The organism is Variovorax sp. YR634 (assembly GCF_900106655.1).
GTDB lineage: Bacteria > Pseudomonadota > Gammaproteobacteria > Burkholderiales > Burkholderiaceae_C > Variovorax.
In genome coordinates this window covers 213,017-225,226 of record NZ_FNOL01000003.1, presented here as the reverse complement: position 1 = coordinate 225,226, position 12,210 = coordinate 213,017, and the positions used below count along the sequence as shown (strand labels likewise).

Sequence of the window (12,210 nt, the reverse complement as noted above, 5' to 3'; positions counted from 1 at the left end):
TCGAATGCACAGCGGCGGCCTCGCTCCCTAGCATGGAGCGCGTCGCCGCTCTTGCCGCACTCTGCCCGATGCACCGATGAAAACGCTCGCATTCCTGGCCAGCCTCGCCGGCATGGCATTGCTTTCGCTCGCCACGGGCGCCGCCGAGCCCGCCAAGGACCACCCGCTGGTTGGCCGCTACGAGGGCGCGGTGCTCGACGGCTACAAGGCCGCCGCCTACGACGAGGTCGGCCTCATCAAGGAGCCGTTCCAGAACTGGGCCGGCGGCAAGCCCGACCTGCTCAAGGTCGAGGGCAAGGTGACGCTCTACCTCTACAGGCTGCCGAAGGACCGCTCGCTGCTCGAAGTGCAGCGCAACTACGAGTCCAGCCTGAAGGCCAAGGGCTTCGAGGTGCTCTTTACCTGCGGCACGGCCAATGCCTCCTGCTACAAGCCGCGGCCGGGCAGCGTGGACACCAACACGCCCTACGACTTTGCGCTGGCCTTCGACGACCCCGAGTGGCCGCGCCTGGGCAGCCGCGGCGACTACGCGCGCAACTATTTTTCGGTGAGCGGCCGCTACCTGCTGGCGAAGAAGACCGGGCCCACGGGCACCGTCTACGCCAGCATCGCGCTGGCCGAGCACAACGCCGATGTCGGCAACCACGCCTTCGTGCGCGTGGTCGAGAGCAAGGCGATGGAAGACAACAAGATCGTGTTCGTCGACGCGACGGCCATGCAGAAGAGCCTGGTGGAGACGGGGCGCGTCAATCTCTACGGCATCCTGTTCGACCTCGACAAGGACATCATCCGCCCCGAGTCGCAGCCCACGCTCGACGAGATGACCAAGCTGATGCGCAGCAACCCGCCGCTGAAGCTGTCGGTGGTGGGGCACACCGATGCGCAGGGCGAGGCGAAGCACAACGACGACCTGTCGAAGCGCCGCGCGCTGGCGGTGATCGCGGTGCTGGTGAAGGCCGGGGTGGACCCGCGCCGCTTCACCACGCGCGGTGCGGGCGCGTCAGAGCCGGTGGCGCCCAACGACAACGAGGCGGGGCGGGCGAAGAACCGGCGGGTGGAACTGGTCCGCCTCTGAAGGAGCTTGCTCGCACCGCCCTCAGATGACCGGCACGCTGGTTTCCTTCAGCACGCGCAGCACGAAGTGCGACTTGCTGTGCCGGATGCCCGGGATCTTGTAGAGCTTTTCGCGCAGCAGCCGCTCGTAGTCGCGCGTGTCGCGCACGGCGATGCGGATGTAGTAGTCGTAGTCGCCCGACACCAGGTAGGCCTCCTGTATCTCGGGAATGGTCGCGAGCACGCGGCCGAAGTCGTACAGGGTCTCGTCGGTGTGGCTTTCGAGCGTGACCTGCACGATCACCGAGTCGTGATAGCCGAGCTTGGCCGGGTCCACGTCGACCGTGTAGCGCTTGATGACGCCAGAGGCTTCGAGCTTCTTGATGCGCGTCCAGCAACTGGTGGGCGACAGGCCGACCTCGTTGCCGATCTCCTGCAGGGTCTTGCGCGAGTCGAGCAGCAGCACGCGCAGGATCGCCAGGTCGGTCTTGTCAAAAGATCCTTCGTTGTCGCTGGGTGTTTGCCGATTGGTTTTCATTAATCGAGCTTAAAGAGCCAAAAGAAAGAAGCATATTTTGCTCCCGAACCGGAAGAATTGACGGCATGCGACTGCTCGACCTACCCCTCACGCCCTCCCTCTCTCTTCACCCGGAAACGCCAGCGCGTATTCGCAACGGCGCCGAAGCCCTGCTCGACACGCTGGTCGAGTGCGGCGTGGACACCATCTTCGGCTACCCCGGCGGCGCGGCGCTGCCGCTGTACGACGCGCTGCACGGCGAGCCGCGGCTGCGCCATGTGCTGGTGCGCCACGAGCAGGCGGCCGTGCATGCGGCCGAAGGCTATGCGCGCAGCACCGGCCGCGTGGGCGTGGTGCTGGTCACTTCGGGGCCGGGCGTGGGCAACACCATCACCGGGCTGCTCGATGCCATGAGCGATTCGGTGCCGGTGCTTTGCATCAGCGGGCAGGTGGCAACGGCCGTCATCGGTACGCAGGCGTTCCAGGAGAGCGATGCGCTGGGCATGTCGCGTTCGGTGACCAAGTGGAACCGGCAGGTGCGCTCGGCCGACGACGTGCCCTCGCTGGTGCGCCGCGCGCTGGAGATCGCTACCACCGGCCGCCCTGGGCCAGTGCTGCTCGACGTGCCGAAGGACATCCAGCTCGACCGCCTGGGCCAGGCCCCCGAGCCAGCGCCGCTGCGGGCCCTGCGCACGAGCCGCATGGCGCTGCCGCCCAAGGCCATGATGCAGCGCGCCGCCGACCTGCTCTCGACCGCGCGCCGGCCCGTCATCTACGGCGGCGGCGGACTGGTCAATTCGGGGCCCGCCGCGTGCGAGGCCTTTGCGAAGCTCGTGAACCTGCTGCATGCGCCGTGCACGCTCACGCTGATGGGGCTGGGCGCGTTTCCCGCATCCGACCCGAAGTTCATTGGCATGCTGGGCATGCACGGCATGCTCGAAGCCAACCTCGCAATGCACGAGGCCGACCTCGTGGTGTGCGTCGGCGCGCGCTTCGACGACCGCGTGACCGGCAAGCTCGACGAGTTCTGCCCGCATGCACGCAAGATCCACATCGACATTGACCCCGGCAGCATCAACAAGGTGGTGCGCGTGGACGTGCCGATGGTGGGCGACTGCGAGGTGATCCTCGACGGCCTGCTGGCGCTGCTGCCAGCGGAGGGCTTCGCGCCCGAGCGCCTCGCACCGTGGTGGGCGCGCATCGAGCGCTGGCGAGCGGAAGACTGCCTGGCCTTCGAGGCGCGCGAGGACTCGATCCTGCCGCAGCAGCTGATGTCGTCGCTGCAGAGCGCCATCGGCGGTCGCAATGCCATCGTGTCGACCGACGTGGGCCAGCACCAGATGTGGGCCGCGCAGTACCTGCGCTTCGACAGCCCGCGCCACTGGCTCACCTCGGGCGGGGCAGGGACCATGGGCTACGGCCTGCCCGCCGCCATCGGCGCGCAGATCGGCCACCCTGAAGCGCTGACCGTGTGCGTGAGCGGCGATGCCTCGGTGCTGATGAACATCCAGGAGCTCTCCACTGCCGTGCAGCACCGCGTGCCGGTGAAGCTGGTGCTGTGCAACAACGGCTACATGGGCATGGTGCGGCAATGGCAGGAGCTGAATCACGGCAACCGCCTGAGCCACAGCTGGAACGAGGCATTGCCCGACTTCGTGGCGCTGGCCAAGGCCTTCGGCTGGGGCGCGCGGCGGGTGTCGGACCCGGCCGAGCTGGAAGACGCGCTGGCCGAATGCCTGGCGAGCCAGGGGCCGTTCTTTCTCGACGTGCAGGTGGCGGCGCAGGAGAACTGCTTTCCGATGATGCCCTCGGGGCACGGGCACCACCGGGTGATGCTGGCGAAGGACAGGTGGTACGAGGAATCCTGAGCGCAGGGTTCTAGACGCTCTGCAGGCGCACGTCGTTCGCAGGAATGGCGTTGAGCTCGGCCCAGTCCATCTCTTCTTCCAGCTGGTGGTAGGCGTCGTCCTCGATCTGCCCGCTGTGGCGCAGTGCTTCGAGCGCCTGCCGCTGCGCGCGGATCGCCACGGCGCGTAGCCGGTCGTGCGCCGTCTTCGCCTGCGGCTGGCGCTCGTCTTGCGCCAGCATGCGCGCCGCGCGGTATTCGTCGCGCACGGCGTCGGCCTCGCGGCTTTCTTCGGCTTCGAGGGCCGACAGCGCCGCGTCCATCATCGCGGTGCGCGCGAGCGAGACCTCCTTGTCGAGCGATGCGTCGGGCTCGATCTTCAATGCCCTGATCAGCGGCCCGATGGTGAAGCCCTGGATCACCAGCGTGCCCAGCACGACTGCGAATGCGCTGAGCACGATGAGGTCGCGCCCCGGAAAATCCGCCGGCAGCGCGAAGGCCGTGGCCATCGTCACCAGCCCGCGCATGCCCGACCAGCCGACCAGCAACCCGATGCGCCTGGACGGCACCGGAATGTCGTGCCCCTGGGCGATCAGGCGCAGCTTGTACGTGCGCATCGCGGCCCCGTAGATCTGCACCCAGACCACCCGCACCGCGATGACCAGCACCAGCACGAGGCCGGCGAACTGCAGGGCATGCACCAGCTGCGGCCCCGACAGCCTTTCGAGGATGCTGCGCGCCTGCAGCCCCATCAGGAAGAAGGCCAGCACGTTGAGCGTGAACACCACCGCGCCCCACACCGCATAGGAGTGCACGCGGTCGCGCGGCGCATGGTGCTTTGGCGCGAACTGGCCCAGCGTCATGCCGAAGGCAACCACCGAGATGATCGGCGACAGGTGCAGCCGCTCGGCCACGATCCACGCGCCGAAAGTCATCACGAACTGGAAGATGATGGCCGAGCGCGTGCCCGCGAAGAGCGGCGAGCCGAAGTGGATGTTGAGCTTGGCGAACGCGAAGCCGACCAGCGCACCGCCCGGCACCGCGACCAGCAGCATCGGCAGCGAACTCGTCATGGGCACGTGCGCGGCGCCGGCCGCCGATACCGCCACGCCGAACACCAGCAGCGCCACCGCGTCGTTGAGCAGGCTCTCGCCGTTGATGATCGACAGCGTGCGCCGCGGAATGCGGAACTGCTGCATCACCGCAGCCGCGGCCACAGCGTCGGGCGGCGCGACGATGGCGCCGAGCGTGATCGCGGCCGCCAGCGGCAGGCCCGCGAAAGCCCAGCCGGCCCATGCGACCACCGCCGTGGTCAGCAGCACCGCCACCAGCACCAGCGAGATCAGCGGCATCCAGTTGCGCCGCAGTTCGCGCGGCGAGATATCGAAGGCTGAATCGAGGAGGGCAGGCGCGATGAAGAGCGCCAGCGCCAAGTGCGGGTCGAGGCTGATGTGCGGCACCCAGGGCATCGCGCCCAGGCACACGCCGGCCAGCGCCAGCATCGACGGATAGGGCAGTGCGAGGCGCCGCGAGAGCTGCAACAGCAGGCAGGCGGCGATCAGCATGACCAGTACGTTTTCGAAGATGTCCATCGAGGCCCTCGGTCTGGGTGTTGTTTTCCCCGAATACTAAGAGGTGGATTCATCTACGCCCGATGAAAAGAAAAGGGGCCCGGTTGCGGGCCCCTTTTCATCAGGCTGTAGGGACTATCAGGACTTCACGAACGCCAGCAGGTCGGCGTTGAACTTGTCCTTGTGCGTATCGGTCAGGCCGTGCGGCGCGCCGGGGTAGACGATCAGCTTGTTGTTCTTCACCAGCTTGGCCGAGGCCAGGCCGGCAGCGCCGATCGGCACGATCTGGTCGTCGTCGCCGTGAACGATGAGCGTGGGTACGTCGAACTTCTTCAGGTCTTCGGTGAAGTCGGTTTCCGAGAACGCCTTGATCGAGTCGTAGGTGTTCTTGTGGCCGCCCGCCATGCCTTGCACCCACCACGAGTCGATGAGGCCCTGCGACACCTTGGCGCCGGGGCGGTTGAAGCCGAAGAAGGGACCCGAGGGCACGTCCTTGTAGAACTGCGAGCGGTTCGCTAGTTGCGCGGCGCGCAGGCCGTCGAACACTTCGATCGGCAGGCCGCCGGGGTTGGCGGCGGTCTTCAGCATCAGCGGCGGCACGGCCGAGATCAGCGCGGCCTTGGCCACCCGCTTGGTGCCGTGGCGGCCGATGTAGCGTGCCACTTCGCCGCCGCCGGTCGAGAAGCCGACCAGGATCACGTTCTTCAGGTCCAGCGTCTCGATGACGGTGGCGAGGTCGTCGGCGTAGGTGTCCATGTCGTTGCCGTTCCAGGGCTGGCTGGAGCGGCCATGGCCGCGGCGGTCATGCGCCACGGTGCGATAGCCCTGCGATGCGAGGAACAGCATCTGCGATTCCCAGCTGTCGGAGTTCAGCGGCCAGCCGTGGCTGAACACGACGGGCTGGCCGGAACCCCAGTCCTTGAAATACAGCTGCGTGCCGTCCTTGGTGACGATGGTGTTGCTCATGGTGCGTGTTCCTTTCAAAGAACGATGGATGGCGCCTTGGTTCGGCGCAGAAGTGGAGGCGGCGGACGCCGCCTGGGAAAAGCCGGTCCCCACGAGGGCTCCGGCTGCGACGGAAGCGCCGCCGACCAGCAGGCTGCGGCGGGTCGGGGTGGCGGTGGGGTTCTTGCTGTTTGCGGACATGGTGCGCTCCTTGAGTGACGTGGTTGAGATGAGTTTTGTATCGTATGAATTAATATCGCATGCGATGTAATTGGCCTGAAAAAACAGGAACGGCGAAGCGGCTGCGCATCACGCGTTCCTGTCGAGGCTGGCGCGCAGACCCAGCAACTGGGTGCGCAGCGCGCCGATCTGGTCGGGAGACAACTCCATGGCCTGCGCGACGCAACCCGGCAACCCCTGCGCCTTGGCGCGCAGCGCGCGGCCACCGGCCGTGAGCGACACGATGACCTGGCGCTCGTCCCTGGGCGAACGCACGCGCTGGATCAGTCCGCGGGCTTCGAGCCGCTTGAGCAGCGGGGTGAGGGTGGTGGTCTCGAGCGACAGGCGAGTGCAGATTTCGGAGATGTTGATCTCGTCCTTTTCCCATAGCACCAGCATGACAAGGTATTGCAGGTAGGTGAGATCCAGGTCGCGCAGCAGGCCGCGGTACACCTTGTTGAGGCTCAACATCGTCGAGTAGACGGCAAAGCAGAGCTGTTCGTCCAATACCAGTGAATTGCTCGCAGGGGCGTCGACGGGTTGGGCGGTGGAGCGCTTGGCAGGCATGGGCGAATATTAGATCGCGTGCGATCTAATGGCAAGCAATATTTCTCCGGCCGCGCGAACCCTTCAGTCCGGCGATCGGCGATAGGCCCCGGGCGGGGTTCCGAACTGGCTCCTGAAGCAGCGGCTGAAATGGCTCGCATCGCCAAAGCCGTTGCGATAGGCGATCTCCGAAACGCTCAGGTGGTCGAGTCGCCGGTTCTGCAGTTCGTCCTTCGCGCGCTCCAGGCGGCGCACCTTGAGGTACGTGCCGTACTGCGTGCGCTGCATCTCGAACAGGCGGTGCGTGAGCCGCTTCGAAATGCCCAGCTCCTTCGAGACCGCATCGACCGACAGCTCCGCATCGCCGAGGTGCGCCTCGATGAACGCTACCAGCCGCTGCCAGCGGTCGCGCTCGCGGCGCTTGCCGTCGGCCGCGTCTTCGGCGACCGATTCGCCCATCGATTCGCAATAGGTCGCGGCCAGCAGCGAGACGAGCGACTGCTCCGAAAAATACGCCAGTGCCGGCGCAGCCTGTGCCGTACCGGGAAACACGTGCCCCATGTGCGCGCGGGCGGCCTCGGCCAGGCGCGAATTCGCCTGCGCGATCGAGGGCACGAAGCGGTCGTGCAGGTCGGCATAGATGCCGAAGAACCGGTCGGAGGGCAGGCGCAGCATCACCAGCTTGCCGGGCGAGGTCAGTGTGCAGGTGGAGGGAAGCCGCGTGGTGCGGAAGGTGATGTCGCCCTTGCGGAAGGGCATGCGCCGGCCGCCCTGGTCGATGGTGCCTTCGCCTTCGACGGCAATCATCGCGAGCACGTCGCCCGTGCCGCCCATACCTCCGGTGGAGGCCAGCGCCGTGTCATGGCGAACCGCGAGCGGCGTCGAGGCGAAGCTGATGGCCAGCCCGCCACCCACGAGGCGGCAGGCTTCGAGGCTCATGCGCGGGTTGCTGTCCTGCACGCTCAGTTCGCCGGGGTAGACCAGCGAATCGAGCGCATTCGAGTAGCCCTGCACGTCGCCCGGATAGAACGGGCGGAAGCAGGGCGCGAAGCTCAGGTCGGATACTGCTGTGTCGTGGTGCATGGGTGGGGCTCCTGCCGTTGGCCCGCACGCTTCGTGCCAAGCAGGTGCAGTCGGATGCAGTCTAGGCGGCCATCCGTTGGGCAGGACTTAAGACTTTCCACTAGTTGGCACGCTGGATCAACCCGCGTGCGCCCACGCGCAAGAGCAAACCGCACACCGCTTCTTACATTGACCGCACCCCGCCGATGCAAAGGAGCCACAGCGTGAACGATACGAGCCCCGGAACCCACGACACCCCCGCGCCGTCTCTCGACGGCCTCAGCTACGGCAACTGGAGCGAGGCCGAAAAGCTCGCGCTCAGCTGCCGCATCCTCGCCAAGGAAGGGCACTCCGAAACCCTGGCCGGACAGGTCACCGTGCGCCAGCCCGACGGCACCTTCCTGACGACACCCCTCGCGCATGCCTTCGCCGAGATCCGCCCGCAGTCGGTCATGCGCATCGACGATTCGCTGCGCGTGCTCGAAGGCCGCGGCGTGCCCAACCCCGCGGTGCGCTTCCACCTGTGGGTCTACAGGCGCAGGCCCGACGTGAACTGCGTGATCCACACGCACCCGCCGTACGTCTCGGCGCTGTCGATGACCGGCGAGCCGCTGCAGATCGCACACATGGACGCCACGCCTTTCTTCGACGACTGCGCGTTCCTGCCTGAGTGGCCCGGCCTGCCGATCGCCGACGTCGAAGGCGAGATCATCTCGGCGGCTCTCGGCAAGAAGCGCTGCGTGCTGCTGGCCAACCACGGCTTCCTTGCCGCCACGGCGACCATCGAGGAGTCTCTCTACATGTCGGTGCTCATCGAGCGCGCGGCGCGCAACCAGCTGATCGCGCAGTCGGCCTATGGGCGGCTCAAGCTGGTGGATCCTGTGCTGGCGAAGGAGTCGCACGACTTCCTTCTGCAGCGCAGCATCGTCAACGCCAGTTTCGCGATGTTCGCGCGACAGATCACGCAGGAGCAGGCATGAACAGCATCGCCTCGCCATTGCAGGCACAAGCGGCTACCACCATGGAGAGAAAGTACCAGAGCGTGTGGAAGATCGGCGCCGCCACCATGGTCGGCACGGCCATCGAGGCCTTCGACTTCCTTGCCTACGGCACGGCCGCGGCGCTGGTGTTCAACAAGCTCTTCTTTCCCAACTTCGACCCCACAGTCGGCACGCTGGCGGCCTTCGGCACCTTCGCCAGCGGCATGCTCGCCCGGCCGCTGGGCGGCATCATCTTCGGGCACTACGGCGACCGGCTGGGCCGCAGGTCGATGCTCACGCTGAGCCTGCTGCTGATGGGTATCTGCACCGTGCTGATAGGCCTTTTGCCGACCTACGAATCGATCGGCCTGTGGGCCGCGGTGCTGCTGGTGCTGCTGCGCATCGGGCAGGGCCTGTCGTTCGGCGGCGAGCTCGGCGGCGCGATGCTGATGGCCGTGGAGCATGCGCCGCCCAAATGGAAATCGCTGGTCGGCAGCATGCCGCAGATGGGCGCACCCATCGGCGTGCTGCTGTCGTCGGGCGCCTTCGCGCTGGTCACGCAACTGCCGGAGGCCAGCTTCCTGAGCTGGGGCTGGCGGCTGCCGTTTCTTGCGAGCGCGGTGCTGATCGTGCTGGGCGTGTTCATCCGCATGAAGGTGCAGGAGTCGCCCGAGTTCATGCAGGTCAAGGTGCACCAGAAAACGGCGGCGCTGCCGGCGCGCGAGGTCGTGGTCGCGCACCTGAAGCCCTTGCTGCTGACCATCGGCGGCAAGCTGGCCGAGGTGACGCTGATCTACACCATTCTTGTGTTCTCGATCTCGTATGCGACCAGCCGCCTGGGCTTCTCGCGCTCCGATGCGCTGCACGCGCTGATCGCCGGCTCGACCGTGATGGTCTTCACCATTCCGGCCAGCGGCTGGCTTGCCGACAAGGTGGGCGCGCGGCGGCTCTATGTATTCGGCGGGCTGCTGCTGGCGATCATGGCGGTGCCGCTGTTCCAGGCCATCGGCAGCGGATCGCTCACGGCGTACACCGTGGCCATGGTGGTGGCACTGTCGATCAACTACCCGCTGATGTTCGCGCCGCAGTCGAACCTGTATGCGGCGCAATTTCCGGCCGAGCTGCGCTACTCGGGCATCTCGATCGGCATCCAGTTCGCGGCGGCGATCGGCGGCGGGCTTGCGCCGATCATCGCGGCCACGCTGGTGGCGAAGTATTCGAGCATCGTGCCGGTGGGCATCTATGTCGCGGTGCTCGGTGTGGTGGCCGCCGTCTCTGCCTGGCTGATGCGCCCGACCGCGAACGAATGAGCGAAGTGACCGTCGTCAGGAGTGCCCGTCCACCCGCATCTGGAAAAGGAAGTAGGGCGGTATGCACGCACCGCGCCCTTCGGGCTGGCCCTCGGCCTGCGCGCAGATGTAGTCGTCGCGGCAGGGCTGCTGCACCGAGCAGCTGCGCAGGTTGCCGGGCCGCGTGTGCTTCGCCAGGCATTCGCCGAAGGGCTTCTTCGCGGCGAGGCAGCTGTTGAAGTCGCTGAGGATCGCGATGCCGCCGCAGGTGCCGTTCTTGTCGCCCGGGTCGCAGGGGCCCGAGCACATGCCGCCCGGAAAGCCGACCGAGGTTTTCTCGCACACGGAGAGCATGCCTTCGCAGGAGATGCGCGGCAGCTTCTCGGCACGGTCCAGCCATGGATTGGCGGATGCGGTGATGCGGGTGGGTTCGCAGCGCGCGCCGACCGTCGGCTTCTCGGCCACGGCGTTCGCATCGTCGGGCTCGGCCAGCGGGCGGAACGGATCGGGCCGCGGCGTCGACAGCGCGGCCCGCACATAGGTGCCGCGACGTGCCAGTTCGTCTTGCACATGCGGCGAGTGCGGCACCGCCAGCGCGTTGCCCGTGGTGAAGGTCCGCGATGCACCGCGCCGGTCTACTCCGAGCAGGTGAAAGCCCGCGACTGCGCGGCTCTGGTGGCAGCCCGCGCAACTCAGGTCGTCCAGGCGGCGCAGCACTGCCTGCGGTGATTGCAGCGTTCGGCTGCCCTGAACGGCCTGCCATTCGCCTGGCGCGAAGAGCTGCTCGAAGGGTCGGTTCGCCAGTCGTTCGAGCCCACGCGGCGCGACCGAGACGGCTTCGATCGCGAGGAATTTCTCGGGAATCTGCAAGGTAGCTTCGTCCAGCGCGCGCAGGTTGGCGGGCTGCTGCAGCCATTGCTGCAGCTCCTTGCGCAGCGGGGCGCTGGCCTTGAGCTTTGCGATGTCGGGTGTGTTTTCCAGCGGCGCAACGTCGAAGCGCTTCGCGCCCGCATTCCAGCGAAAGGCGCGCAGCATGTATTCGGCATGGCCGCCCAGATCGGGCCGCACCGCCGAGGGCCAGCGCACGCTCTGCAGGTTGGTCGTGACCTGCGCGACGCGCGCGAGTGCCAGGCGCTGCGGCGCCAGCGGACCATCGGCCGACACCAGCCAGCGGCCCGTTGCCTCGTCGGTCATCGACGCTTGCGGCGGCTGCCAGCGCTTCGCGGCGCTCGCGCAACTGCCATCGGCATCGGGCGCATCGCCGCGCAGCTCGACGTTGACCGTCATCGGCAGGCGCGACTGCATCGCGACCGTGCGATAGGCCAGGCGGTACACCAGCCGCGTCTCGCCGCATGCGTCGCTCTGGAAGGGCCGACGGTCCATGCGGTTGGCGACGCCCACCAGTTCGAAGAAGGCATCGGGGCTCGCAAGCCAGCGCGCATCGAACAGCCGGTGCGGATATTTCGAGATGCTGACGCCGGCCTGCCTGTCGCGCCGCTGGAGGCTGGAGAGGCTCGCGCTGATCGGCTCGGCGATGGAGCGCCAGGCGGGCGAGCGCATCAGGGCCTGGTTGGTGGCGATGCCGTCGCTACCCGGCGTCTCGCCGGTCCAGTGCGCGAAACCTGCGCCGGACTTTTCCGCGGCCTGCAAGGCGGCGGGCGACGTGACGAGGAGCACCGGCTCGGCCGTGGCACCAAGGGCGAACGCCAGCGCGAGGCCGGCAGTCAGGCTGTGTTTGAAGGTCGGCACGCGGGCGATTGTGCCGCGATGGGCCGCTCCGCTTGCGCCCGCCGCCTCAACGGCGCGGCGAGATATTCAGCGTCTTGCAGAAGTCGTAGAAAGCTTCGAGCTGCAGCGATTTGTCGAACACCGCATCCACGCCCGCGGACAGCGCGCCTTCGCGCACTTCGGAGGTCGCGTAGTTCATGAGAACCACCGTGCGCTGCGCCGGCGACTTGTGCTCCTGCAGGTACTGCGCCACGGTGAGCCCGTTGCCTTCGGCCAGGAAGATGTCGATGACGGCTGCGTCCCAGCCTTCGGGGTTTTTCTTGAGCCAGTCGATGGCGGCGCCGGAGGTGGTGGCGGTGCCGATCACATTGCATTCGGAAAATTCTTGCAGCCCGTCGGTCAGCGTGGTGGCGATCAGGGGGTTGTCTTCAATCAGATAGATACGGGTCATCGG

At 67.0% G+C, this 12,210-nt stretch carries 11 protein-coding genes; 4 read left to right on the top strand and 7 right to left on the bottom strand.

Annotated elements, in window-relative coordinates; genetic code table 11:
• The first annotated feature begins 76 nt into the window (after positions 1-76).
• Positions 77-1,075 carry an OmpA family protein gene (locus tag BLV60_RS07740; protein WP_093052475.1) on the top strand — a complete coding sequence of 333 codons (999 nt, stop codon included), beginning with the start codon at positions 77-79 and terminating at the stop codon, positions 1,073-1,075.
• 21 nt (positions 1,076-1,096) lie between these two features.
• Here BLV60_RS07740 and BLV60_RS07735 read toward each other — a convergent pair whose 3' ends face one another.
• A complete protein-coding gene (locus tag BLV60_RS07735) occupies positions 1,097-1,591 on the bottom strand; it encodes an Lrp/AsnC family transcriptional regulator (RefSeq protein ID WP_176928738.1) in 495 nt (164 codons plus the stop codon).
• Between the two features lie 65 nt (positions 1,592-1,656).
• Here BLV60_RS07735 and ilvB point away from each other — a divergent pair, with 65 nt between their 5' ends.
• On the top strand, positions 1,657-3,438 hold the full coding sequence (ilvB, locus tag BLV60_RS07730) for a biosynthetic-type acetolactate synthase large subunit (RefSeq protein WP_093052472.1): 1,782 nt from the start codon (positions 1,657-1,659) through the stop codon (positions 3,436-3,438).
• Between the two features lie 10 nt (positions 3,439-3,448).
• On the opposite strand, the gene BLV60_RS07725 is transcribed toward ilvB, so the two are convergent.
• From BLV60_RS07725 to BLV60_RS07705, 4 genes are all read right to left on the bottom strand, one after another.
• On the bottom strand, positions 3,449-5,008 hold the full coding sequence (locus tag BLV60_RS07725) for a cation:proton antiporter (protein WP_093052469.1): 1,560 nt from the start codon (positions 5,006-5,008) through the stop codon (positions 3,449-3,451).
• A 117-nt stretch (positions 5,009-5,125) separates the two neighbouring features.
• Positions 5,126-5,953 carry an alpha/beta fold hydrolase gene (locus BLV60_RS07720; protein WP_093052466.1) on the bottom strand — a complete coding sequence of 276 codons (828 nt, stop codon included), beginning with the start codon at positions 5,951-5,953 and terminating at the stop codon, positions 5,126-5,128.
• A 288-nt stretch (positions 5,954-6,241) separates the two neighbouring features.
• Positions 6,242-6,718: a MarR family winged helix-turn-helix transcriptional regulator gene (locus tag BLV60_RS07710; protein WP_093052460.1), complete on the bottom strand. Its 477-nt coding sequence runs from the start codon at positions 6,716-6,718 to the stop codon at positions 6,242-6,244.
• 63 nt (positions 6,719-6,781) lie between these two features.
• Positions 6,782-7,780, bottom strand: coding sequence for an AraC family transcriptional regulator (locus BLV60_RS07705; protein WP_093052457.1), 999 nt, complete (start codon positions 7,778-7,780; stop codon positions 6,782-6,784).
• A 203-nt stretch (positions 7,781-7,983) separates the two neighbouring features.
• Between BLV60_RS07705 and BLV60_RS07700 the strand changes: the two genes are divergently transcribed.
• Positions 7,984-8,739, top strand: a complete 756-nt coding sequence (locus BLV60_RS07700) for an aldolase (protein ID WP_256328893.1) — start codon at positions 7,984-7,986, stop codon at positions 8,737-8,739.
• Positions 8,736-10,049 (top strand): MFS transporter, encoded by a 1,314-nt coding sequence (locus BLV60_RS07695; RefSeq protein WP_256328892.1) that lies wholly within the window; start codon positions 8,736-8,738, stop codon positions 10,047-10,049. Before BLV60_RS07700 ends, BLV60_RS07695 begins: the two co-directional genes overlap by 4 nt.
• A 15-nt stretch (positions 10,050-10,064) precedes the next feature.
• Here BLV60_RS07695 and BLV60_RS07690 read toward each other — a convergent pair whose 3' ends face one another.
• The gene (locus BLV60_RS07690; protein ID WP_256328891.1) at positions 10,065-11,777 is read right to left on the bottom strand and encodes a hypothetical protein; all 1,713 of its coding nucleotides are present in this window, start codon (positions 11,775-11,777) and stop codon (positions 10,065-10,067) included.
• Between the two features lie 46 nt (positions 11,778-11,823).
• Positions 11,824-12,207, bottom strand: coding sequence for a response regulator (locus tag BLV60_RS07685; protein ID WP_093052451.1), 384 nt, complete (start codon positions 12,205-12,207; stop codon positions 11,824-11,826).
• Positions 12,208-12,210: the final 3 nt, after the last annotated feature.

What these genes read in the sequence shown, in the direction of transcription:
- BLV60_RS07740 (WP_093052475.1), top strand. Translation starts at nt 77, where the DNA reads ATGAAAACGCTCGCATTCCTGGCCAGCCTCGCCGGCATGGCATTGCTT.
- BLV60_RS07735 (WP_176928738.1), bottom strand. Translation starts at nt 1,591, where the DNA reads ATGAAAACCAATCGGCAAACACCCAGCGACAACGAAGGATCTTTTGAC.
- ilvB (WP_093052472.1), top strand. Translation starts at nt 1,657, where the DNA reads ATGCGACTGCTCGACCTACCCCTCACGCCCTCCCTCTCTCTTCACCCG.
- BLV60_RS07725 (WP_093052469.1), bottom strand. Translation starts at nt 5,008, where the DNA reads ATGGACATCTTCGAAAACGTACTGGTCATGCTGATCGCCGCCTGCCTG.
- BLV60_RS07720 (WP_093052466.1), bottom strand. Translation starts at nt 5,953, where the DNA reads ATGAGCAACACCATCGTCACCAAGGACGGCACGCAGCTGTATTTCAAG.
- BLV60_RS07710 (WP_093052460.1), bottom strand. Translation starts at nt 6,718, where the DNA reads ATGCCTGCCAAGCGCTCCACCGCCCAACCCGTCGACGCCCCTGCGAGC.
- BLV60_RS07705 (WP_093052457.1), bottom strand. Translation starts at nt 7,780, where the DNA reads ATGCACCACGACACAGCAGTATCCGACCTGAGCTTCGCGCCCTGCTTC.
- BLV60_RS07695 (WP_256328892.1), top strand. Translation starts at nt 8,736, where the DNA reads ATGAACAGCATCGCCTCGCCATTGCAGGCACAAGCGGCTACCACCATG.
- BLV60_RS07685 (WP_093052451.1), bottom strand. Translation starts at nt 12,207, where the DNA reads ATGACCCGTATCTATCTGATTGAAGACAACCCCCTGATCGCCACCACG.